The following is a 22,542-nucleotide window of genomic DNA, read 5'->3' as shown; positions in this document are numbered from 1 at the left end:
CCCTACGTGCTGCATGCCAGGTCGCGTACTTCGCTGATCCACCGGCTGTCCCTGAGCATATGGGGCCTGTTCCTCGCCCTCCTGCTGCTGCTTTGCGCATTCGGCTACCTGGCGATGCGGGTGATCACCGACCGGGTGGTGCCGGTGGTGGCGCAGCGCAGCGTCGACCTGCGTGCAAAGGCCAGCGAGGGCCAGTTCCTGCAGGCCGAACGGAGTGTGCAGCGCCTGCAGCGGGAACTGCTGTGGCGGCTTGACCATGCCGACCGGCAGGCCGCGCTGGCACGCTTCGATACGCTGTTCGCGCGCAGTCCCGACGGCCTGTGGCGGCTGCAGCCCGGGCAGGTGGATCCCGAGCGCGCGCCCACCCTGTACCTGCACCAGCCGCCGCAGGGCCTGGATGCCTCGGCAAGGATGCGCGCGGTGGTCGCCTACGACCTGCTGCGCGAGCAGGGCCCGGCGCTGGTGCCGCCGTTCTTCTCGGTCTACATGGACTTCGTCGAAGACGGCCTGATGGTCTACGCGCACGGCATGGACTGGGGCAGCAACGCCGATGCCAGCGCCACCAACGCCGGCTACCCGACCATGCGCGGCTCGGACCCGCGGCGCAACCCGCAGCGCAAGGTGTTCTGGACACCGGTCTACCTGGACCGGCAGGCCGATACCTGGATGGTGTCGGTGATCAAGCCGCTGGACTGGCAGGGGCGATGGGTCGGTACCCTCGGCCACGACGTGCTGGTGCAGAGCCTGATCGACCGGACCACCACGAACGACAGCGCCGGCGTGCAGCTGGTCATGGCCGCCGACGGTGCGCTGATCGCGCACCCGCAGCTCAGCCGGCGCATCGCCGCCGCGGACGGCCAGCTGCAGCTGTCCGCGCTCGACGACCCGCTGCTGGCCCAGGTGCACGGGATGATCGCCTATGGCCGCGGCGACCACGGCGTGGGCCGCTCGCCGGATGGCAGCCACTGGGTGGCATGGTCGAAGATCCACGGCCCGGGCTGGTACCAGGTGTTCCTGCTGCCGCAGGCACGGGTGGACCGGGTGCTGATGTGGGGCCTGCTGGCGGTGTCCAGCTTCGGCATCCTCGGCCTGCTGCCGGCGATGTGGCTGCTGCGCCGGCGGGTCGGCCTGCTGTTCGCGGTACCGCTCACGCGCCTGACCCAGGCGGTGGACGAGTTGAGCCAGGGCCGCGAACCCAGGCCGATCGCGATGCAGGGCAACGACGAGCTGGGGCACCTGGCCGATGCGTTCGACGACATGGTCGAGGAGCTGGTGCAGCAGCGTGCCCTGCAGTTCGCGCATGCACAGGCACTGCAGACCGAGATCGATGAACGCCGCCAGTTCATGACCCGGCTGGAGGAGGAACGTGCGCGCCTGCTGGCCCTGCTCGGCGCGATGAACCTGGGCATCCTGTTCGTCGGCCACGAGAACCGCGCCACCTACTGCAATGCCGCCTTCCTGGCCATGTGGGATTTCCCGGAGGGCACCAGCGTGGTCGGCAAAACCACCGGGCAGTGGCTGGACGCGTCGCAGCGGCTGATGATCGACCCGCAGGAGTTCCGCCGGCACATGGACGAGGCCACGGTCTCGCCCGAACTGCACAAGCGGCTGGAGATCCGCCTGCACGACGGTCGCATCGTCATGCACGACGCCTACCCGGTGCGCGACGCGCAGGAACACTTCATCGGCCGGCTGTGGGTGCAGGAAGACGTCACCCACGAGCGCCAGACCGCCGAGCAGCTGGTGCGGCTGGCCCAGCACGACCCGTTGACCAGCCTGTACAACCGTCGCCGCTTCGAGGACGAGCTGGCGCGCTTCTTCCACGCCGCCGAACGCATTCCCAGCCAGGCCGCGCTGCTGTTCTTCGACCTGGACGAATTCAAGTACATCAACGACACCTTCGGCCATCGCGCCGGCGACTCGGTGCTCAACCGCATGGCGGTCGAGATCCGTACCCTGGTGCGCAGCGGCGAGACCCTGTTCCGGCTCGGCGGCGACGAGTTCGCCGTGCTGATGCCGCATGCGAGCCTGGACGATGCCCAGCACCTGGCCGAACGCATCGTGCTGCGGATCGCGCAGACGCCGCTGTGCCTGCACGAACACACCGTGCGCCTGACCACCAGCCTGGGCATCGCCCACTTCCCCGCCCATGCCGACAATGCCGAGGACCTGGTGGCCCACGCCGACGCGGCGATGTACCAGGCCAAGCACACCGGCAAGAACCGCTGGAACGTGTATCGCCCGGACCGCGACAGCTCGCGCGAGATGGCGACCCGGCTGGCCTGGAACGACCGCATCGCGCACGCACTGGAGAACGACCTGCTGCGCCTGCATTTCCAGGGCGTGCACCATGCCGCCGACGGCCGCCTGGCGCACCTGGAAGCGCTGATCCGCATGGAGGACGAGGCCAACCGGGGCCAGCTGATCATGCCGGCGCAGTTCATCGAGCCTGCCGAAAAGAGCGGCAAGATCCTGGAGATCGACCGCTGGGTGATCGGCCGCAGCATCAGCCTGCTGGCCACGCACCCCAACCTGCCGGCCATCGCCGTCAACATTTCCGGGCGCTCGTTCGACGACCCCGAGCTGCCGGCATGGATCGGTGGCCAGCTGCGCCAGCAGCACGTCGCCCCGCGGCGCCTGCTGGTGGAACTGACCGAAACCTCGGCGGTCTCGGACATGGGCGACGCAGCGCGCTTCATCGCCGCGCTGCGCGACACCGGCTGCCCGATCTGCCTGGACGACTTCGGCACCGGCTTCTCCTCGTTCGCCTACCTCAAGAACCTGCAGGCCGACGTGCTCAAGATCGACGGCATGTTCATCCGCGACCTGCCCAGCGAGCGCGACAACCAGGTGTTCGTGCGCGCCATCATCGAAGTGGCGCACGGCATGGGCAAGCTGACCGTGGCCGAATTCGTCGAAGACGAGGCAACGCTGCAGATGCTGCGCGCGATGGGCGTGGACATGGTGCAGGGCTACCACCTGGACCGGCCGCGCGCAGACCATCCGGCGCTGGCCGATTGAGTAGCTCCGCCCGGTGCGTGCCGGCCTAGGCGGACGGCAGCCACAGCGTGGCCTGCGCACCGCCGGCCGGGCCGTTGCGCAGGCACGCGTGGCCGCCGTGCAGGCGCGCGACCTCGGCCACGAACGGCAGGCCCAGCCCGGAACTGCGCTGGCCGCTGCCGGGACGGGCCAGCGAATAGAAGCGCTCGAACACCCGCTCCAGTGCGTAATCGGGCACCCCTGGCCCCTGGTCGGACAGCACCACCTCCCAGCCGCCCTGTCCGGCCTCCAGCCGCAACCCGATCCGCCCGCCCTCCGGCGAGAACGCGATGGCGTTGTCCAGCAGGTTGTCCAGCGCCTGCCGCAGCAGGAACGCATCGCCCTGCACGTTGGCGTGCCCGGGCAGCTCGCAGTGCAGCGACAGGTGCGCCGCCTGCAGGCGTGGCGCCGCGTCCTCGGCGAGCTGCCGGCACAGCATCGACAGGTCCACCACGGTGCGCCGCTGCAGCCAGCCATGCTGCTCCACCTCGGCCAGCCGCAGCAGCTGGTCGATGGTTTCGGTCAGGCGCCGTTCCTGCTGCGCGATGTTGGCCGCGAAGCGCTGCCGGTCGGCTTCGGGCAGGGGCTCCTGCAGCAACTCGGCGGCACCGCGGATCGCCGCCAGCGGGCTCTTCATCTCATGGGTGAGCGACTGCACGTACTGCTCGACATAGGCCTTGCCTTCGAGCTTGCGGCGCATGGTCTCCAGGGCCTGGCCGAGGTCGCCGATCTCGTCGCCGCGCGGTTTCGGCGGCGGCACCGGCTCGCCGGCGCTGACCTCCTTGGCATAGCGGCTCAGGCTGCCGATGCCGCGCGCCAGCCACCAGGTCATCAGCAGGCCGATCAGCGCCGCCGAGCCGATCAGCCACGCGCCGCGCGCGACGATGGCGCGCTGGCTGGCGGTGATGAACGGATCGATGCTGTCGTTGGGCTGGGCCAGGGTCAGCACCCCGATCAGGGTGCGGCCGTCATCCGGATCGTAGACCGGCGCCGCCACGTGCATGACGGTGCTGTCCGCATCGCCCGGCGCGCCCGGGCTGGAACGCGCGCCGTACTGGCCGCGCAGGGTGCGGTAGACATCGTTCCAGCGCGAGTTGTCGCGGCCCACGTCCTGCCCGCGCGAATCGTAGACGACGATGCCGCGGGCGTCGGTCACCGTGACCCGGTAATCGATGCTGCGCTTGGGGAAGCGCCACACCATCGCCCGCGGGTCGCGCCGCTGCGCGGTCGCCATGTGCGCGGCGAAGCGGCCATCGGCGATGCGCCCGGCCTTCAGGTCCGGCGCGGCCATCACCGCCAGCACGTTGGCCGAATCGACCAGGGTGGACTCCATCGCCTGGCGCACGCCCGGCTTGACCTCGTCGACGAACACCCGCATCACGAAGAACGCGGCGATGCCGACGATCAGGAAGAAGCCGAGAAAGAGCTTCAGGCCGAGGCGCACGCCCACCCCACATGGTCGAACCTGCTGCGGCTCGTGACTTTGCCGTTGCTTTGGCCGTTGATCTTACGGGCTCCCTTCCGTAGCGACGGAGCCGCCGGAAGAGACCCAGAGGACGACGTGCATGGGTCCGGCGGAAAAAGGCGAAGCACTGCTTCGCCCCGCCGGACGGGCAGGCGCCTGGCGGCGCCTGCCCCGGACTCGATCGCGAAGCGGGCGAGCACGTCGTTTTTCGACGAGACATGGATGTCGCGTCGAAAAGCCCCGGCGGAGTGGACCCGGTGCGCGCAGCGCGTCGGGCGCGGACGCAGGGCGTGCTTTCTTTGGGTTACCTTTTCTTTGCACGAGCAAAGAAAAGCAACCCGCTCACGCGAAGCGGGAGCGAAAGCTCTTGCTTCATCTCGACGCCACCGCCGCTCAACCCGACTTCCGCTCACTGCCCCGACCCATGCCTGCGGCGCAGGTACTTCAAGGCACCCGCGCCAGCGGTGCGCCGGCCATGCCTTCCCGCCCCGCAGGGAGACGGGCCTCAAAGGCGGTCGCATCGCCTGCGCCAGGCTCACGGCGATGTCAGACATCCAGCGCATACCCCACGCCCCTATGCGTACGGATCGGGTCATCCTCCGCCCCGGCCGCGCGCAGCTTGGCGCGCAATGTCTTGACGTGCGTATCCACCGTACGGTCGGCGCTGTCGCTGGCATGGTCCCAGCCACGCTCCATCAGCTGCGCGCGGCTGAGGATCGCCCCCGGCCGCTGCAGCAGCGCCGCCAGCAGCGCGTACTCGTAGCGGGTCAGGTCCAGCAGCGCCTCGCGGTAGCGCACCCGCCGGCCCTCGCGGTCGATCGCGAACGCGCCCTGCAGCACCCAGCCGGCCTCGGCCGGCAGCGCCTGCGCCGGGCGCCGCAGCCGTGCGCGCACCCGCGCCACCAGTTCGCGCGGCGAAAACGGCTTGCCGACGTAGTCGTCCGCGCCCAGCTCCAGGCCCAGCACCCGGTCGAATTCGTCGTTGCGCGCGGTGAGGAAGATCACCGGCACCTGGCTGAAGGTACGCAGCTGGCGGCAGACCTCGAAGCCGCCCAGGTCGGGCAGGCCCACGTCCAGCACCACCACGTCGATGCCGCCGGCGCGCACCCGTTCCAGCGCCAGCCGCCCCAGCGCGCAGTGCTCGGCGGCATGGCCCTCGCTGCGCAGCGCATACAGGACGGTATCGGCGATGGCGGCCTCGTCTTCGACGACGAGTACCCGGGCGGGCTGTTCGGACATGCCGCCAGCATAGCCGCCCCCGGGCGGCACCCGTACACTGCACCGATGAACTACCGCCACGCCTTCCATGCCGGCAACCACGCCGACGTGCTCAAGCACATCGTCCTGCTCGCGCTGATCGATGCGCTCAAGCGCAAGGACGCGCCGTTCTTCGTGCTCGACACCCATGCCGGCCGCGGCCGCTACCTGCTGTCGGCCGAGGAAAGCCGCAAGACCGCCGAGGCCGACGAAGGCATCCTGCAGCTGATGGCCTCGCCGACCCTGCCGGACGTGGTCGAGCGCTACCTGCGCGCGATCCAGGCCAACAATCCGGTGGGCGGGCTGATCGCCTACCCCGGCTCGCCGCTGTTGGCCGCCCAGGCCATGCGCGAGCAGGACCGGCTGGCCGCCTGCGAACTGCAGCCGGAGGAGGCCGCGGCGCTGAAGGAACTGTTCGCCCGCGACCGCCGCGTACAGGTGCTGGCCGCCAACGGCTACGACAGCATCCGCGCCCTGCTGCCGCCCAAAGCCGGCGCCGCGAAGATCGGCCGCGCGCTGGTGCTGGTCGATCCGCCCTACGAGGTGCAGGACGCCGAGTACCCGCAGATCATCGCCACCCTGCGCGAGATCCTGACGCGCATGCCACAGGCCCAGTGCGCGGTGTGGTACCCGATCAAGCAGCGCCGCAGCCTGCTGCCCTTCTTCCGCAAGGCCGCCGCGCTGCCGGCGAAATCGGCACTGGTGGCCGAACTGATGGTGCGCCCGGACGATTCGCCGCTGCGCCTGAACGGCAGCGGCATGCTGCTGCTCAACCCGCCCTGGCAGTTCGACCAGGTGCTGGCGCCGGCCTTGCCGGTGCTGCAGCGCGAACTGGGCGAAACCGGCGCATCGACACGGCTGGAGTGGATCAAAAACGGGGATTGAGCCCCGCGACCGCAGCGCCCGGCGCCGCGCTCCACGCCACGACGGACCCTGCCCGGCAGAGCCCGCGCAGAACGCTTGCGCTGGACAGCGCCGCGTTCCCACGGTTGAATCACGTTCACAGAATCTCACTCTACAGGTGCAAGAATCGGCGGACTCTCGAGGAACCGAAGTCATGGCTACCCGCAACCGCATGCCCCCGTGGCATGAAAACTTCAAGGCGCCCAGCGGCCGGGAACTGCTCATCCGCCCCATCCGCCCCGAGGACGGCGCCCCGCTGCAGGGCGCATTCGCACTGTTCGGACCGGAAGAAGTCCGCGACCGCTTCCTGCAGGCCGTCGACGTGTTGTCGGACGAAACCGCCCAGCGCCTGACCCATCCCAATCCCAAGACCGAGATCTCGCTGGTCGCGGCCGAGCCGCTGCCGCCGGGCGAAGCCGTGGTCGGCGCGGTGGCGCGTGCCTCGATCATCCCCGGCACCCGCGACGCCGAGTACGCCATCCTCGTCAGCCGCTTCCTTGCCGGCCAGGGCCTGGGCCGGCAACTGATGCGCAAGCTGGTCAAATGGGCACGCGGCAAGTACCTGGACCGCATGTACGGCGACATCGCCCAGGACAACGAACCGATGCTGCAGTTGGCCGCCTCGCTGGGTTTCAAGCAGGTGCCGCACCCGTCCGGCACCCCGGGCCTGGTGCGCATGGTGCTGGAACTGGCCAGCTGACGGCATGCCGGTACGACACCTGGCCACCGGGGGTGCTGCCCCCGGCCGGTCGCGTACCCGCGCTGCCTGGCGGCCGCCGGCCCATGCCGCACCGGTCGATGCGCCGGTCGGCAGCATCGACCGTGACGATGACGTCCGGGCCTGACGGCCGGCACCCGGCACTGCGGTAAAATCGGCGGTCTCATGCCGCATCACGCCTCCTACCCCGTTCCGCCGCTGCCCCGCACGGGCCAGCTCCGCGCCTGGTGGCGCGCCCCCGCATCGACCAGCGCGCTGGCCTGGTACGTGGCCCGCGCCGCGCAGGCCCATGCCGGGCCGTTGCTGCTGGTCACCCGCGACAACCACGGCGCGCACCAGGCCGTCGCCGACCTGCAGACTCTGCTCGGCGACGACGCAACGCTGCCGGTGGTGCCGTTCCCGGACTGGGAAACCCTGCCCTACGACCAGTTCAGTCCGCACCCGGACATCATTTCCCAGCGCCTGGCCGCGCTGCACCGCCTGCCCGGGCTCGCCCACGGCATCGTGGTGGTGCCGGTACAGACCCTGCTGCAACGGCTGGCGCCACTGAGCTACATCGTCGGCGGCAGCTTCGACCTGCAGGTCGGCCAGCGCCTGGACATGGACGCGGAGAAGCGCCGCCTGGAAAGCGCCGGCTACCGCAACGTGCCGCAGGTCATGGACCCGGGCGATTTCGCCGTGCGCGGCGGCCTGCTCGATGTCTACCCGATGGGCGCCGACGCACCACTGCGCATCGAGCTGCTGGACGAGGACATCGACTCGATCCGCGAGTTCGACCCCGAATCGCAGCGCTCGCTGGACAAGGTCGCGGCGGTGAAGATGCTGCCCGGCCGCGAAGTGCCGATGGACGAGGCCAGCCTGGCGAAGGTACTGGCCACGCTGCGCGAGCGCTTCGACGTGGACACGCGCCGCAGCCCGCTGTACCAGGACCTCAAGGCCGGGGTGCTGCCCTCGGGCATCGAGTACTTCCTGCCGCTGTTCTTCGAGCGCACCGCGACCCTGTTCGACTACCTGCCGGCCGGCTTCCTGACCGTGGTCGCGCCCGGCGTGGGCGAAGCCGCCGATGCGTTCTGGGCACAGACCGGCAGCCGCTACGAACAGCGCCGCCACGACATCGAACGGCCGCTGCTGCCGCCGGAGGAGATCTACCAGTCGCCGGACAGCCTGCGCGAGCAGTTCAACCGGCTGCCGCGGGTGGACGTGTGGCCGGCCGGGCACCCGCGCATCGCCGAGGCGCAGGCGCTGGGCGACCAGCCGCTGCCGCCGTTGCCGGTCGCGGCCAAGGACGCTCCGGCCGGGCAGGCGCTGAAGTCCTTCCTCGACCATTATCCCGGCCGGGTGCTGATTGCGGCCGATTCGCCGGGCCGCCGCGAGGCGCTGCTGGAAGTGCTGCAGGCCGCCGACCTGCGGCCGCCGGTGGTGCCGGGGCTGCCGGCGTTCCTGGCCGCCGACGCACCACGCTTCGCCATCACCGTGGCACCGCTGGACGACGGCTTCGCCCTGGCCGAGCCGCCGCTGGCGGTGCTCACCGAGCGCCAGCTGTTCCCCGAACGCGCCGGCCAGCCGCGCCGCAGCCGCCGTGCCGGGCGCGAGCCGGAGGCGATCATCCGCGACCTCGGCGAGCTGACCGAAGGCGCGCCCATCGTCCACGAGGACCACGGCGTCGGCCGCTACCGCGGGCTGATCGCGATGGACGTCGGCGGCATGCCCGGCGAATTCCTGGAGATCGAGTACGCCAAGGGCGACCGCCTGTACGTGCCGGTCGCGCAGCTGCACCTGATCAGCCGCTACTCCGGCGCCTCGCCGGAAACCGCGCCGCTGCACTCGCTCGGCGGCGAGCAGTGGGCCAAGGCCAAGCGCAAGGCCGCCGAGAAGGTGCGCGACGTCGCCGCCGAACTGCTGGAAATCCAGGCCCGGCGCCAGGCCCGTGCCGGCCTGGCGCTGGACATCGACCGCGCCATGTACGAACCGTTCGCCGCCGGCTTCCCGTTCGAGGAAACGCCGGACCAGCTGGCCGCGATCGAAGCCACCCTGCGCGACCTGCAGTCGTCGCAGCCGATGGACCGCGTGGTCTGCGGCGACGTCGGCTTCGGCAAGACCGAGGTGGCGGTGCGCGCCGCCTTCGCCGCCGCCAGCGGCGGCAAGCAGGTGGCGGTGCTGGTGCCCACCACGCTGCTGGCCGAGCAGCACTACCGCAACTTCCGCGACCGCTTCGCCGACTATCCGCTCAAGGTCGAAGTGCTGTCGCGCTTCAAGTCCACCAAGGAGATCAAGGCCGAGCTGGACAAGGTGGCCGCCGGCAGCATCGACGTGATCGTCGGCACCCACCGCCTGCTGCAGCCCGACGTGAAGTTCAAGGACCTGGGCCTGGTCATCGTCGACGAGGAACAGCGCTTCGGCGTGCGCCAGAAGGAAGCGCTCAAGGCCATGCGCGCCAACGTGCACCTGCTCACGCTCACCGCCACGCCGATCCCGCGCACGCTGAACATGGCCATGGCCGGGCTGCGCGACCTGTCGATCATCGCCACCCCGCCGCCGAACCGGCTGGCGGTGCAGACCTTCGTCACCCAGTGGGACAACGCGCAGCTGCGCGAGGCGTTCCAGCGCGAACTCGCGCGCGGCGGCCAGCTGTATTTCCTGCACAACGACGTGGAAAGCATGGGCCGGATGCAGCGCGAGCTGTCCGAACTGGTGCCTGAGGCGCGCATCGGCATGGCCCATGGCCAGATGCCCGAGCGCGAGCTGGAAAAGGTGATGCTGGACTTCCAGAAGCAGCGCTTCAACGTGCTGCTGGCCAGCACCATCATCGAGTCGGGCATCGACATCCCCAACGCCAACACCATCATCATCAACCGCGCCGATCGCTTCGGTCTGGCCCAGCTGCACCAGCTGCGCGGCCGCGTCGGCCGCTCGCACCACCGCGCCTATGCGTACCTGGTGGTGCCGGACAAGCGCTCGATCACCCCCGATGCGCAGAAGCGGCTGGATGCCATCGCCTCGATGGACGAACTCGGTGCCGGCTTCACCCTGGCCACCCACGACCTGGAGATCCGCGGTGCCGGCGAACTGCTCGGCGAGGACCAGAGCGGGCAGATGGCCGAGGTCGGCTTCAGCCTCTACACCGAACTGCTGGAGCGGGCGGTGCGCTCGATCAGGTCCGGCAAGCTGCCCGACCTGGACGCCGGCGAGGAAGTGCGCGGCGCCGAGGTCGAACTGCACGTGCCGGCGCTGATCCCGGAGGACTACCTGCCCGACGTGCATACGCGCCTGACCCTGTACAAGCGCATTTCCAGCGCGCGCGACAGCGCCGCCCTGCGCGAACTGCAGGTGGAGATGATCGACCGCTTCGGCCTGCTGCCGGATCCGGTCAAGCACCTGTTCGCCATCGCCGAGCTCAAGCTGCAGGCCAACGCGCTGGGCATCCGCAAACTGGAACTGGGCGAGAACGGCGGCCGCATCGTGTTCGAGGCCAAGCCCGACATCGACCCGATGGCGGTGATCCAGCTGATCCAGAAGCAACCCAGGCTCTACCAGATGGACGGCCCGGACAAGCTGCGCATCCGCCACCCGTTGCCGGAAGGCGCGGACCGCTTCAACGCCGCCCGCGCACTGCTGGCCACCCTGCGCCCGGGGTGAGCGGATGAGAGGTTTGCCAGGAACGGGGGCGGCGGGGACAATAGCCGCCCTCCTCCCGGCCAGGCCGTTTTGCCACTACGGTGCGGCGCTCCATGTCTTCGACTTTCTCGGCCCCGGGCCTGTCCATCCCCCCTGAAAACGAAAGCTGCGGCATCTCCGTGCTGGCCGCCGCACTGGACGAGCGCGACAGCTACACCGACCAGCACTGCGACCGGGTTTCGCTGCTCGCGCATGGTCTTGGCGAGCGCTGCGGGCTGTCCGGCACCCAGCTCGAGCAGCTGGCATTGGCGGCACGTTTCCATGACGTCGGCAAGATCGGCATCCGCGACGACGTGCTGCTGCACCCCGGCCGCCTGGACGAGCCGCGGATGGAGAAGATGCGTACCCATCCCGAGCGCGGCGCGCGCCTGTTCGCGGCCACCGGCCGCGACGATGCCGCCGCCGTGGCGCGGCTGATCCTGCACCACCATGAGGCCTGGGACGGCAGCGGCTACCCGCACGGCCTGCAGGGCGACGAGATCCCGCTGGAGGCGCGCATCCTGACCATCGCCGACGGCTACGACGCGCTGACCTCGCGCCGCCCCTACCGCGGCCCGCTGCACACCGACGATGCCCTGGCCATCCTCAACCGCGAGAAGAACCGGCTGGTCGATGCGCGCCTGCTCGGCGAGTTCCGCGGCCTGCTGCGCGCGCGGGCGCGCGGGCGACCGGCCAGCTGACCCGGCGGGCCGGCGCGCTCACAGCACCGGCGACATCATCGCCACCGCGTTCTGCACCAGCCGCGTGGCGAAGGACCAGCCCTGCACCTGCTGCACGGTCACCGGCACGGACACCGACAGGTAGCGGTCCTGGCGCCGCCGGATCGCCGCCGTCACCCGCGGGTCGGCGACCAGCAGGCTGTTCTCGAAATTCAGCTCCAGGCTGCGCCGGTCGATGTTGGCCGACCCGACAAGGGCGACCTGCCCGTCGACGGTCAGGGATTTGGCATGCAGCAGGCCGAGCGGGTACTCGTGGACCTCCACCCCGCTGCGCAGCAGGTCGCCATAGGTGCTGCGGCTGGCCTGCCCGACCAGCCACGAGTCGTTGCGCCGCGGCAGCACCAGCGTGGTGCGCACGCCACGCCGCGGTGCCGCGCAGATCGCGCGCAGGATCGATTCATCGGGCACGAAGTACGGCGTGGTGATCACCAGCTCGCGCCGCGCCGCGTAGATGCAGGCCACGTACATGTCGGCCATGACGTTGTGCCGCGCCACCGGCCCGGTCTCGAACGCCATGGCCACGCAGCCGTCCTCGTGCCACGCCGGCGCCGCGGCGGCGGCATAGCCCTCCAGCCCGGCTTCGCCGGTCTCCGGGATCCAGCCGCTGAGGAACAGGAACTGGATCTGCGCCACCACCGGCCCCTGGCAGCGCAGCAGCAGGTCGATCCACGGCGCCTGCGCCGGCTTCACCCGGAACTCGGGATCGGCAAGGTTCTGGCTGCCGCAGTAGGCGATGCGGTTGTCGATGACCACGATCTTGCGGTGGTCGCGCAGATCCATGCGGCTGAACACCACGTGCTGCAGGCGGTGGATGTCGTCCAGCGTCTTGAGTTGTCTGACCCCGGCCTGGGCCAGTTGTTTCCAGCGTGGCCCGTCGATGAAGGCACGCGAGCCCAGCGCATCGACCATCACCCGGCAGGCCACGCCGCGTCGCGCGGCGGCGGCCACCGCGTCGGCCAGGCGGCCACCGGCGCCGTCGTCGAGCCAGATGTAGACGGCGATGTGCACGCTCTCGCGGGCCTGTTCGATATCCGCGACCAGCGCATCCAGCGCGCGGCGGCAGTCGCGCTCGGGCGCATCGGCCGGGCTGCCCTCATCGCCCAGCAGCTGCACCCGGTTGCCGCCCACCGCCGGCAGGCCGTTGATGGTGCGCGCCAGTTCCAGCAGCGGCACCGCGCCGTCCACCACCGTGACCGGTGCGGCCGGCGGCGCCGCGGCCGCGGCCGCGCCCATCCGTCGCAGCACCTGCTCCACCCGGTGGAACCGCGCGCGGCCGATGCTGGTCTCGCCCAGCAGCAGGTACGCGAGCATCCCCACCCCGGGTGCCAGCATCACCACCGCCACCCAGGCCGCGCGCGAAGCCGGGGTGCGGTTGGCGCGGGTCAGCGCACGCGCGGCGACCAGCAGGTGCGCGGCGAACGCCAGCGCGGCGATTGTCCACTGCAGCGGCGCGTGCGCCCCGCCTGCTTCCGGCACCATGCGTGCCTCCCGATGATCGATGATGCGCCATCCCGTGGCGTGGTCGATCAATACCACGGCCGCCCGCCGCCGGCATCTCCGGGGCGACGTCGCAACGTCGTATCGCCGCGGTCCCGGTGGCCGGCTGCATGCCGCACAATACGCGCTGCGGTGGCCGCGACCGACCGCGGCGGGTTGCAACCGGGTCGCCGGACTGCCAGGGAGAGCAATGAAGAACGTGCCGGGGTTGACCCCGTGGCTGCTGCCACTGCCGGCTTTGGCGGGCGATGGCAGGTGGCCGTGCCGGAGCGCCTCGCCGGGCATGGGGCCAGACGCCCAGGCGGCTGCGCGTCGGACGCGGACGAGCCTGTCCTCCGCATCGTGCCCCGCCACCTCAGCTACCGGGCGCACGAGGGGTCCGATGAAGGCCGTCGTGGTTCGCGGGAACAGCCGGAGCGCTGATCGCCGGACTGCCCGGCGCGGGTACGACCTGGCTCTCCACCGCGGATTCCCCGCTTTCCCTGGACGGGCGCCGGTGCGTCGACACCCGCAGCGGCCGGCAACGCCTGCGCCACCGGTGTCGTGCACCGGCGGGCGCGCCGTCCCACCCCCCATCCATGCCGGCAGCGTCCAGCGGCGTGGCGCATTCCCCACGTCAGGAGACATCGTGAAGTTCATCTACCTACTTCTCTGCATCGCCGGCACGGTCCTGCCGCTGTCGCAGTTCGTTCCGTGGCTGTCCGCGCACGGCCTCGACCTGCCGCTGCTGGTGCAGCAGGCCACCTCGGCGCGCATCGCGGCATTCGCCTGGTCGGACGTGCTGGTCTCGGGCATCGCCGTGGCCGCGTTCGTGGTCGCCGAGGGACGCAGGCTGGCGATGCCGCGGCTGTGGCTGCCGCTTTCGTGCCTGGCGGTCGGTCCGTCGCTGGCCCTGCCGCTGTTCCTGTACCTGCGCGAACGGCATCGCGCGGTGGCGCCGCTTCGCCGGGCGGACTGAGTCGCCCTCGACGGACGCCAGCGCGGACTGCAGGCCGGCGCTTCGGCCACCACCGGCAGGGCATCGCCATTGCCGCAGCGGGCCCACCACGCGGGCGTACACGGCAACAGGCGCCCGAACGCAAAGGCCCGGCATGCGCCGGGCCCTGCGTCGGTTGCCAGCCGGACTACCGGCGGTTTACCAGATGACCACGCGCTTGTCGTCGCCACGCACCATCGCGTCGCCCGCCTTGCACTGGAACGCCGTGGCGAAGGACGGCATGTTCGACGGCGCGCCGTTGGCACGGAAGTTGGCCGGCGCGTGCGGGTCGGTGTTCAGGCGCACGCGCAGTTCGCCCTCGGTGAAGTTGCGGCGCCACACCGTGGCCCAGTTCATGAAGAAGCGCTGGTCCTGGCTGTAGCCGTCGACGGCCACGTTCTTCGACGGGTCTTCCTTGAGCGCCATCTGCAGCGCGTCGTACGCCACGGTCAGGCCACCGAGGTCGCCGATGTTCTCGCCCAGGGTCAGCTTGCCCTTGACGTTCACGCCCGGCAGCGCCTCATAGCCGTCGAACTGCGCGACCAGCTGGTCGGTGCGGCCGTTGAAGGCGCTGCGGTCGGCGTCGGTCCACCAGTTGTCGAAGTTGCCGTTGGCGGCGAACTGGCTGCCCGAGTCGTCGTAGCCGTGCATCATCTCGTGGCCGATCACCGCGCCGATGCCGCCGTAGTTCAGCGCCGGGTCGGCCTTGGCGTCGAAGAACGGCGGCTGCAGGATCGCGGCCGGGAACACGATCTCGTTCTTGGTCGCGTTGTAGTAGGCGTTGACCGTCTGCGGGGTCATGCCCCACTCGGTCTTGTCCACCGGCTTGCCGATCTTGTCGAGCATGTAGCGGTAGTTGAAGGCGCGCGCGGCCTGCATGTTGCCCAGGTAGCTGTCGCCATGGGTGGCCAGGCCCGACCAGTCGCGCCACTTGTCCGGGTAGCCGATCTTCGGGGTGAAGCTGGCCCACTTCTCCAGCGCCTTCTTCTTGGTCTCCTCGCCCATCCACGGCAGGCCTTCCAGGCGCGTCTTCAGCGCCACCGACAGGTTCTCCACCAGGTGCTGCATGGCCACCTTCGACTCGGCCGGGAACACCGCGTCCACGTACAGCTGGCCGAGCGCCTCGCCCATCGCGCCGTTCACCGACTCCAGCACGCGCTTCCAGCGCGGCTGCATTTCCTGCTGGCCACGCAGGGTCTTGCTGAAGAAATCGAAGTTGGCCTGCTCGAAGGCACTGCTCAGGTACGGTGCCGCGTTGTCCACGGTGTGGAAGCGCAGGTAGGCCTGCCAGGTCGTGGCCGGGACCTCGGCCAGCATCGTGTCGACCTCGGCGAAGAAGCCCGGCTGCGCCAGCGAGAACTTGTCCTTGGCCGGCACCTTCAGGGTGTCGAACAACGCGGTCCAGCTGAAGTTCGGGGTCTGCGCGTCGGCGGCGGCGGCGCTGACCGGGTTGTAGCGCTTGGCCGGGTCGCGCAGTTCGATGCGCGACAGCGAGGCCTTGGCCAGGCGGGTTTCGAATGCCATCACCGCCTTGGCCTGCTCCTTCGCGTGCGCGGCATCGACGCCGGACAGCACCAGCATCCGTTCGATGTAGGCGACATAGGCCTCGCGGATCCTGGCCTGCGATTCGTCGAAGTAGTAGCCCTTTTCCGGCAGGCCCAGGCCGCCCTGGCCGACGTAGGCGATGACGTTGGCCGAATCCTTGAAGTCCGGGCTGGCATACAGCGAGAACAGGAAGCCCTGGCCGCGCGCATAGGCGTCGCGCAGGTAGCCGGCGATGGCGGCACCGTCGCCGAGCGCGGCGATCTTGTCCAGTTCCGGCTGCAGTGGCGTGATGCCGGCCGCTTCGATGGCGGCTTCGTCCGAACCGGTCTTCCAGATGTCGCCGATCTGCGCCTGCACGCTGCCGGCCTTGGCGTTGGCCGCGGCGGCCTGCTGCACCAGCGCGTGCTGCACTTCCAGCGAGCGCTCGCGCAGGATCTCGAAGCTGCCCCAGGTCACCTGGTCGCCCGGCACCGGGTTGGCCCTGAGCCACTTGCCGTTGACGAAGCCATTGAGATCGCTGCAGGCCGCAACCGCCGGATCCAGGTCGGCGACGTTGAACGACACCGACGGCGTCTTGATCTGCGACAGGTCGAACGCCGGCTTGGCGGGCGTGTCGGCGGCGGGCGCCGTGGCTTCGCCCTTGCCGCCGCAGGCGGCCAGCGAGGCGGCGATGGCGACGGTCAGGGACAACGGGACGAGCTTGGAAAGGGTCATGCGGATCTCCGGCCTTGCAGGGAACGCCGCGCCTGCGCGCGGCCAATCCACGAGCGTAGGCGATGGCGCCGTGCCGCGGATAGGCCGAAGGTCATGCCACGGCACCCGCGGCACGCCGGTGCGCGGCTCAACCGCGACGCGCGGCCTCGATCGCGGCGATGTCGATCCTGCGCATGCCCATCATCGCCTCGAACGCGCGCCTGGCCGCGGCCGGGTCCGGATCACTGATCGCCGCGGTCAGCGCGCGCGGCGTGATCTGCCACGACAGCCCCCACTTGTCGCGGCACCAGCCACAGGCGCTTTCCTCGCCGCCGTTGCCGACGATCGCATCCCACAGGCGGTCGGTCTCTGCCTGGTCATCGGTGGCGACCTGGAACGAGAACGCCTCGCTGTGACGGAACGCAGGGCCGCCGTTCAGGCCCAGGCACGGAATGCCGAGCACCGTGAACTCGACCGTCAGCACATCGCCCTGGCGGCCGGCGGGATAGTCGCCGGGCGCGCGATGCACGGCTCCCACCCGGCTGTCGGGAAAGGTCGCCGCATAGAACGTGGCCGCCTCCAGGGCGGTACCGTCGTACCACAGGCAGATCGTGTTCTTGCTGGTCATCGCGCTGCTCCTCGTCGGGAAAGGCATGCCGGCCGGGCAACGCGCACGCGCCACCGCACCGGCCCGTTGGAGCCTAGCGCAGCATCACGCACCCTGCCGTCATGGTCCGGCGCGGGCGGCGCCGGCAGCGGCATCGACACGATGGCTGGCCGGGTTCGCGGCTCCGCAGCGGCACGCTGCGCCTCGCGTCATGCGCGTTCAGCCTGGGCCGGCGGCAATCCGCAGGTAGCGTTCGCCGTCGAACTCGAAGCCGGACAGTTGCCCGTTCGCATCGCGCAGGAAACGCAGCGGCTCGGCGACATCCAGCGGCCCGGCCTGCGCGCCGAACAGATCGACCGCCGCTGGCTGCAGTGCGCGGTCCAGCGCCCCGATCCGCAACCGCAGCAGGTCAGCCTCGGAGGCCACGACCGCCTCCACCGGCAACCGCTCGCCGCGGAACCTCCCCGCGTAGGCGGCCCGCGCCGCGGCATCGGGATGCCATGCCCACGCCTGCCAGAGCGGCTGCGCGCGCACCTGCGCCTGGCGCTCGCGCTGGTCATGCAGCTGCGCGGCCACGCGCTGCGGGTACATGCGCTGCCGGGTGGTCGCCCACGATGCCGCCTGCGGGTGGTCCACCAGGTACTGGAAGAACTGCACCACCGTGCGCGAGGTGAGCCAGCCGGTGGCGTTGTCCGCATTGGAGAACACGCCGATGCCCACCCCCAGGTCCGGCGAGAACGCCATCATGCTGCGCGCACCGGTGTAGCTGCCGCCGTGGATGTAGAGCACGTGCCCTTCGAAATCGCAGACGTTCCAGCCGAAGGCGTAGCCCACGCACGGCAGTTCGTAGGCGTTGCGCGCGGTGCGCTGGACCTGCGCGCCGATGGCGTGCGCGGCCTCGACCGCGGCGACATCGAACCCCGCCGGCGCCGCGCCGCCCAGTTGCAGGCGCAGCCAGCGGCCGAGATCGCGTGGCGAGCTCATCATGCCGCCGGCCGCATGCATGATGGCGTCAGGCTTGGGTTCCACCACCCGCCAGCCATCGGCCGGCCCCAGCCACTGGTGGTTGTAGGCCAGCTGCGCCGGGTCGAAAGTGGACGTGCGCGTTGCGGTATCGCTCATCCGCAACGGGAGGAACAGTTCGTCGCGCAGCCATGCCTGCCAGGAGCGGCCGGTGTGCTGCTGCAGGATCGCGGCGTAGATCGTGTAGCCCAGGTTGTCGTAGTCGAAGCCCTGCGGGCGCGCACTCGCCAGCGTGCCCAGCAGCTGCGGATACAGGGCCGGATCGGGCGCCTGGACATAGGCTTCCAGCACGGTGATGGCGTCCGCGCTCAGCGGTACGCGATGGTTGAGCAGGTCGGCCAGGGTCCAGGCGGCCGGATCGACACCGCCGGGCAGGCGCAGCTGCGGCCAGTGTTCGGCCAGCGTGCTGTCCAGGCGCAGCACCCCGCGCCGGTCCAGCAGGTGGGCCAGCAGCCCCATGTACGACTTGGTCTGCGAGGCGATGTACATCGGCGTGTGCAGCGCCAGCGGTGCGCCGCTGGCGGCGTTGCGCTGGCCGCGCGTGTAGCCGAGCAGTTGCCGCTCGCGGTCCACCACCACCACCGCGTACCCCGGCCCCAGCCCGGGGATGCCGTCGAGGAACTGCCGCAGGTGGTGCGCCGCCTGCTCGGCACTGGCCGCCTGCGCTGCGGACAAGGGGAGGATGAAGCCAAACAGCAGGCCCAGCACGGTCAGGCGCATGGAACGGTTCCAGGGCAAGGGGTCGCCATCCTCGCGCGGAAATGGCCGCGTTTCTTGCACGGATTGAACCTGCTCACGCCAACAGCGCGCGCAGCCGTGCCGGTGCCACCCCGCAGTGGTGCCGCGCGATGCGGCTGAAGTGCGCCTGGTCGGCGAATCCGGCATGCAGCGCCGCCGCGGACAGCGGTACGCCCGCGGCCACCTGCGCCAACCCGCGCTGCAGCTGCGCGCGCACGCGGAACACCGAAGGCGGGCAGCCCACCCAGCGCGCGAAGCCCCGTGCGAAGTACACCGGATGCACACCCTGCTCCGCTGCCAGCCACGCCAGCGGCACCGCCTCCTCCTGCAGGCGCTCGCAGGCGCGCGCGACCCATCGCGGGGGCGACCCGCCACGGCGGTCGGCACAACCGGCCATCGCCGCGAGCAGCTCCCAGGCCTGGCTTTCGACTGCATCGGGGGCGCTGGCGCCGGCGGCCAGTACCGACAGCAGCGCGCCGCCCTGCCCCAGCAGCGGCGACGCCGGCCGCGTGCGCCAGCGCCAGTCCGGCGCAAGCCCGATCGCGCGCGGCAGGTCGAGGTCGCCCGGCAGGTCGATGCCCAGCACCAGCGCGCCGGCCGGCCCGTAGTCGTTGGCATGCGCCAGACCTGCCGGCTTCACCCCGACCGCGGGCACGCCCAGCCGTACCTCCTCGCCCTTGCCGCGCTCGGCCAGGGTGCCGGCCAGCAGCAGCGACACCTGGTGGCAGTCGTGCGTGTGCGCGGGCATGCGCGAGCCCGGCGCATACCACGCCACCCGTGCCGACAGCCGCTCGCCGGCGAACAGGATGCGGCCGCGGGTCGTACGCATCGGCCGGGAAACGCCGGCGGGCATGGAGGACATCGGCAATCCGCCCAAGGGGACCGGGGGCAGTCTAGCGAGCACGCCGGCGGCGACACCTGCCATTGGTCGTGGCGGCGTGCCGGCCTGGACCCGGCGCGGCCGCGCAGGCACGCGCGCCGCGCGGCCCCTGGGGACGCCAGCGCACACCGGCTCAGCCGTACCGGACCAGCGCGCCCAGCTCACGCTCCAGCAACGCAGGGTCGGCGGCATTGAGTTCGATCAGGCGACGCAACGCGGTGATGCTGTCCAGGTCGATCTCGTCGCAGCGCAACCCGATGGTGCGCCCGTCCACGTGCACCACGGTGGCCTGCATGCGGATCGGCGTGTCCTGCGACAGCTCGACCTGCAACTGGCAGGGTTCGTCCAGCCTGCAGTCGCCACCGGCATCGAATTCGAACAATGCGCCCTTCAGCGACACGTCGTGCACCTGCCCGGCGTGGATGCTGCCATCGGCGCGCACCAGCCAGGCCGGTGAATGGAAGGGTGCACGCCAGAAATGGCGCCGTTCCGTGGACGTGTTCATGCGCTCCCCCGTGCGTTGGAAGGAAAAGCCGACTGCGCAGCCGTGGCCGTGGCCGTGGCCGTGGCCCAAGCATAGCCCGGCCGGCGGGTACCGGCGCGACGACCGCCCGACGGTCCCGCAAGACCTTGATCGGCAAGGCCTGTCGTGAATCTGGCGCAGCGCTGTCGTGGTCCAACGCGGCGCATCGCGGCAGCGTGCCGGCTCACATACCATCGCCGGGCAGTCACAGTGGACGAGGAACAAATGAAGATCGACGCCAACCGGATCAGGTCATTGCGCGAGGCGCGCGGCTGGTCGCAGGAGCACCTGGCCGCCGTGGCCGGGCTCAGCCCGCGCACCGTGCAGCGGCTGGAAGCCGAAGGCAAGGCCGCGCATGAATCGCGGATGGCGGTGGCGGCGGCGCTGGGTATCGAACCAACACAACTGGCCGGTTTCCAGGCCGCCGCGCCGGTGCCCACTTCCGGCATCGGCGCGGCGCACCGCATCAAGATCACCCTGTGGATCGTGAGCATCGTGCTGGCGGTGATCATGTTCCAACGGGTCGCCGGCTACGTCCCCGGCAAGAACGCGGCCGAACGCGACAACCGGATCGAGGAAGCCTGCAAGGCCGCGCCGGCCAGCTGCGACCGCTGACGCCGCCCTGCCCCCTGGCCACAAACGAAACACCCGGCCGGAGCCGGGTGTCTCGACGCGTCCAGCAAGCCGGCTTTACTTCGCCTTGCCCTGGTTGGCCACGGCCTCGGCCGCCTTCTTCGCCGCTTCAGGGTCGCCCAGGTAACGGAACGACTGCACGGTCAGGTCATCGTTCAGTTCGAACAGCAGCGGGATGCCGGTGGGAATGTTGAGCTCGAGGATGTCCTCGCGGCTGACATTGTTGAGGTACTTGTACAGCGCGCGCAGCGAGTTGCCGTGGGCGGTGACCAGCACGGTCCTGCCGTCCTTCAGCTGCGGGGCGATGGCGTCGTGCCAGTACGGCAGCACCCGCTCCAGGGTGGTGGCCAGCGATTCGGTGCCCGGCAGTGCGTTGCGGTCCAGGCCGGCATAACGGCGGTCGTGGATCGGGTGGCCCGGGTCTTCCAGGTCCATCGGCGGCGGCGGGATGTCGTAGGAACGGCGCCACACCTTGACCTGCTCCTCGCCATGCCTGGCGGCGGTCTCGGCCTTGTCCAGACCCTGCAGGCCGCCGTAGTGGCGCTCGTTGAGGCGCCAGGACTTGTTCACCGGCAGCCAGTCCTGGCCCAGCTCGGCCAGCGCGCCCTGCAGGGTGTGGATGGCGCGCTTGAGCACCGAGGTATGGGCGACGTCGAACTGCAGCCCTTCCTCCTTCATCAAGCGGCCGGCGGCGGCGGCTTCGCGGCGGCCCTGCTCGGTCAGGTCCACGTCCACCCAGCCGGTGAAACGGTTGTCGAGGTTCCACTGGCTCTGGCCATGGCGCAACAGCACGAGTTTGCGGGTCACTGCGAAAGTCTCCGGTCGGGGGAAGGCAACCCGCCGATTGTAGCCGCATCGCTCCGCGCGCCCTGCACTGCGCGCCGACGCTGGTGTGGCAGGCTTGGACCATGCGCTTCCAGCCTCCCGCCGACATCGCCCCCGCCGCCCTGGCCGAGCTGCGCCGCCAGCAGGTCGAACTGGCCGCGCGGGTGGAGCTGGACGACCGCCTGTCGGCACTGCCGGCGCGGGTGGTCGGGGTGGACAGCGGCTTCGAGGACGAAGGCCGCACCACCCGCTCGGTGGCGGTACGGGTCGATGGCGGCAGCCTGCAGCCGCTCGAATCGACCCTGGCGCGACTGCCCACCGCCCTGCCCTACATCCCCGGCCTGCTCAGCTTCCGCGAGCTGCCGGCAGTGCTGCAGGCCCTGCGGCAACTGCGCGAGCCGCCGCAGCTGGTACTGGTCGACGGCCACGGCATCGCCCATCCGCGCGGGCTGGGCATTGCCGCGCATCTCGGGGTACTGACCGGCCTGCCCAGCATCGGCGTGGGCAAAAGCCGGCTGGTCGGCGACTACACCGAACCCGGTCCGGAGCGTGGCGACCACGCGCCGCTGCTGCACAAGGGCCGCCAGGTCGGCTGGGTGCTGCGCAGCAAGCCGCGCTGCAACCCGCTGTTCATCTCCCCGGGCCACCAGGTCTCGGTAGAGGCCTGCCTGCCGCTGGTGCTGGCCTGCCTCACCCGCTACCGGCTGCCCGAACCCACGCGCCTGGCCGACCGCCTCGCCTCGCGCCGCGACGGTGGCGCCTGATCCACCGCGGCAACAGTCCGTCATGGCCGCGCCGCAGAAAACCCGCGCGGCGCATGCCATCC

17 protein-coding genes are annotated in these 22,542 nt (G+C 70.7%); 8 read left to right on the top strand and 9 right to left on the bottom strand.

Annotated features, from left to right (window positions below):
- Window positions 1-6 precede the first annotated feature (6 nt).
- A complete protein-coding gene (locus QQA12_RS05315; protein ID WP_226050115.1) occupies window positions 7-3,021 on the top strand; it encodes an EAL domain-containing protein in 3,015 nt (1,004 codons plus the stop codon).
- Window positions 3,022-3,046: 25 nt separating this feature from the next.
- On the opposite strand, the gene creC is transcribed toward QQA12_RS05315, so the two are convergent.
- Together creC and creB are read right to left on the bottom strand one after the other, a co-directional pair.
- On the bottom strand, window positions 3,047-4,483 hold the full coding sequence (gene creC, locus QQA12_RS05310; RefSeq protein WP_226050116.1) for a two-component system sensor histidine kinase CreC: 1,437 nt from the start codon (window positions 4,481-4,483) through the stop codon (window positions 3,047-3,049).
- 567 nt (window positions 4,484-5,050) lie between these two features.
- Entirely contained in the window at window positions 5,051-5,743 is a 693-nt protein-coding gene (gene creB, locus QQA12_RS05305) for a two-component system response regulator CreB (RefSeq protein ID WP_054664139.1), read from the bottom strand.
- Between the two features lie 45 nt (window positions 5,744-5,788).
- Here creB and rlmJ point away from each other — a divergent pair, with 45 nt between their 5' ends.
- The 4 genes from rlmJ (at window position 5,789) to QQA12_RS05285 (ending at window position 11,737) form a co-directional block, all read left to right on the top strand.
- A complete protein-coding gene (rlmJ, locus tag QQA12_RS05300; RefSeq protein WP_056932349.1) occupies window positions 5,789-6,646 on the top strand; it encodes a 23S rRNA (adenine(2030)-N(6))-methyltransferase RlmJ in 858 nt (285 codons plus the stop codon).
- Between the two features lie 172 nt (window positions 6,647-6,818).
- Complete coding sequence (locus QQA12_RS05295; protein ID WP_054664133.1) at window positions 6,819-7,364, top strand: GNAT family N-acetyltransferase; 546 nt, start codon at window positions 6,819-6,821, stop codon at window positions 7,362-7,364.
- 183 nt (window positions 7,365-7,547) lie between these two features.
- The gene (gene mfd / locus QQA12_RS05290; RefSeq protein WP_226050117.1) at window positions 7,548-11,018 is read left to right on the top strand and encodes a transcription-repair coupling factor; all 3,471 of its coding nucleotides are present in this window, start codon (window positions 7,548-7,550) and stop codon (window positions 11,016-11,018) included.
- Window positions 11,019-11,110: 92 nt separating this feature from the next.
- Window positions 11,111-11,737, top strand: a complete 627-nt coding sequence (locus QQA12_RS05285; protein ID WP_182212504.1) for an HD domain-containing phosphohydrolase — start codon at window positions 11,111-11,113, stop codon at window positions 11,735-11,737.
- Between the two features lie 18 nt (window positions 11,738-11,755).
- Here QQA12_RS05285 and QQA12_RS05280 read toward each other — a convergent pair whose 3' ends face one another.
- Entirely contained in the window at window positions 11,756-13,255 is a 1,500-nt protein-coding gene (locus QQA12_RS05280; RefSeq protein ID WP_054664127.1) for a phospholipase D-like domain-containing protein, read from the bottom strand.
- 646 nt (window positions 13,256-13,901) lie between these two features.
- On the opposite strand from QQA12_RS05280, the gene QQA12_RS05275 reads away from it, so the two are divergent.
- On the top strand, window positions 13,902-14,231 hold the full coding sequence (locus tag QQA12_RS05275; protein WP_226050118.1) for a DUF2834 domain-containing protein: 330 nt from the start codon (window positions 13,902-13,904) through the stop codon (window positions 14,229-14,231).
- Between the two features lie 177 nt (window positions 14,232-14,408).
- Here the strand turns inward: QQA12_RS05275 and QQA12_RS05270 are convergent, their stop codons facing one another.
- The 5 genes from QQA12_RS05270 to QQA12_RS05250 form a co-directional block, all read right to left on the bottom strand.
- Window positions 14,409-16,508, bottom strand: coding sequence for a M13 family metallopeptidase (locus QQA12_RS05270; protein ID WP_226050119.1), 2,100 nt, complete (start codon window positions 16,506-16,508; stop codon window positions 14,409-14,411).
- A 127-nt stretch (window positions 16,509-16,635) separates the two neighbouring features.
- Window positions 16,636-17,115, bottom strand: coding sequence for a VOC family protein (locus QQA12_RS05265; RefSeq protein WP_226050120.1), 480 nt, complete (start codon window positions 17,113-17,115; stop codon window positions 16,636-16,638).
- 198 nt (window positions 17,116-17,313) lie between these two features.
- Complete coding sequence (locus tag QQA12_RS05260) at window positions 17,314-18,837, bottom strand: serine hydrolase domain-containing protein (RefSeq protein WP_226050121.1); 1,524 nt, start codon at window positions 18,835-18,837, stop codon at window positions 17,314-17,316.
- Window positions 18,838-18,910: 73 nt separating this feature from the next.
- Entirely contained in the window at window positions 18,911-19,717 is an 807-nt protein-coding gene (locus QQA12_RS05255; protein ID WP_226050122.1) for an AraC family transcriptional regulator, read from the bottom strand.
- A 151-nt stretch (window positions 19,718-19,868) separates the two neighbouring features.
- Window positions 19,869-20,240, bottom strand: coding sequence for a PilZ domain-containing protein (locus tag QQA12_RS05250; protein WP_054664109.1), 372 nt, complete (start codon window positions 20,238-20,240; stop codon window positions 19,869-19,871).
- Window positions 20,241-20,483: 243 nt separating this feature from the next.
- Here QQA12_RS05250 and QQA12_RS05245 point away from each other — a divergent pair, with 243 nt between their 5' ends.
- Window positions 20,484-20,873, top strand: coding sequence for a helix-turn-helix transcriptional regulator (locus tag QQA12_RS05245; RefSeq protein ID WP_226050123.1), 390 nt, complete (start codon window positions 20,484-20,486; stop codon window positions 20,871-20,873).
- A 75-nt stretch (window positions 20,874-20,948) separates the two neighbouring features.
- On the opposite strand, the gene gpmA is transcribed toward QQA12_RS05245, so the two are convergent.
- Window positions 20,949-21,698, bottom strand: coding sequence for a 2,3-diphosphoglycerate-dependent phosphoglycerate mutase (gpmA, locus tag QQA12_RS05240; RefSeq protein ID WP_054664103.1), 750 nt, complete (start codon window positions 21,696-21,698; stop codon window positions 20,949-20,951).
- A 101-nt stretch (window positions 21,699-21,799) separates the two neighbouring features.
- Here gpmA and nfi point away from each other — a divergent pair, with 101 nt between their 5' ends.
- The gene (nfi, locus tag QQA12_RS05235) at window positions 21,800-22,480 is read left to right on the top strand and encodes a deoxyribonuclease V (protein WP_226050124.1); all 681 of its coding nucleotides are present in this window, start codon (window positions 21,800-21,802) and stop codon (window positions 22,478-22,480) included.
- Window positions 22,481-22,542 lie beyond the last annotated feature (62 nt).

It is taken from the genome of Stenotrophomonas sp. 17(2023) (genome assembly GCF_030345315.1).
In the GTDB taxonomy this organism is placed as follows: Bacteria; Pseudomonadota; Gammaproteobacteria; order Xanthomonadales; family Xanthomonadaceae; genus Stenotrophomonas; species Stenotrophomonas acidaminiphila.
The sequence above is the reverse complement of the archived record's forward strand: the minus strand, read 5'-3'. Positions and strand labels throughout refer to the sequence as shown.

Coding starts and splice junctions, on each gene's coding strand:
- QQA12_RS05280 (WP_054664127.1), bottom strand. CDS start 13,255: ATGGTGCCGGAAGCAGGCGGGGCGCACGCGCCGCTGCAGTGGACAATC.
- QQA12_RS05245 (WP_226050123.1), top strand. CDS start 20,484: ATGAAGATCGACGCCAACCGGATCAGGTCATTGCGCGAGGCGCGCGGC.
- QQA12_RS05265 (WP_226050120.1), bottom strand. CDS start 17,115: ATGACCAGCAAGAACACGATCTGCCTGTGGTACGACGGTACCGCCCTG.
- mfd (WP_226050117.1), top strand. CDS start 7,548: ATGCCGCATCACGCCTCCTACCCCGTTCCGCCGCTGCCCCGCACGGGC.
- creB (WP_054664139.1), bottom strand. CDS start 5,743: ATGTCCGAACAGCCCGCCCGGGTACTCGTCGTCGAAGACGAGGCCGCC.
- QQA12_RS05255 (WP_226050122.1), bottom strand. CDS start 19,717: ATGTCCTCCATGCCCGCCGGCGTTTCCCGGCCGATGCGTACGACCCGC.
- QQA12_RS05250 (WP_054664109.1), bottom strand. CDS start 20,240: ATGAACACGTCCACGGAACGGCGCCATTTCTGGCGTGCACCCTTCCAT.
- QQA12_RS05285 (WP_182212504.1), top strand. CDS start 11,111: ATGTCTTCGACTTTCTCGGCCCCGGGCCTGTCCATCCCCCCTGAAAAC.
- QQA12_RS05295 (WP_054664133.1), top strand. CDS start 6,819: ATGGCTACCCGCAACCGCATGCCCCCGTGGCATGAAAACTTCAAGGCG.
- nfi (WP_226050124.1), top strand. CDS start 21,800: ATGCGCTTCCAGCCTCCCGCCGACATCGCCCCCGCCGCCCTGGCCGAG.
- QQA12_RS05260 (WP_226050121.1), bottom strand. CDS start 18,837: ATGCGCCTGACCGTGCTGGGCCTGCTGTTTGGCTTCATCCTCCCCTTG.
- rlmJ (WP_056932349.1), top strand. CDS start 5,789: ATGAACTACCGCCACGCCTTCCATGCCGGCAACCACGCCGACGTGCTC.
- QQA12_RS05270 (WP_226050119.1), bottom strand. CDS start 16,508: ATGACCCTTTCCAAGCTCGTCCCGTTGTCCCTGACCGTCGCCATCGCC.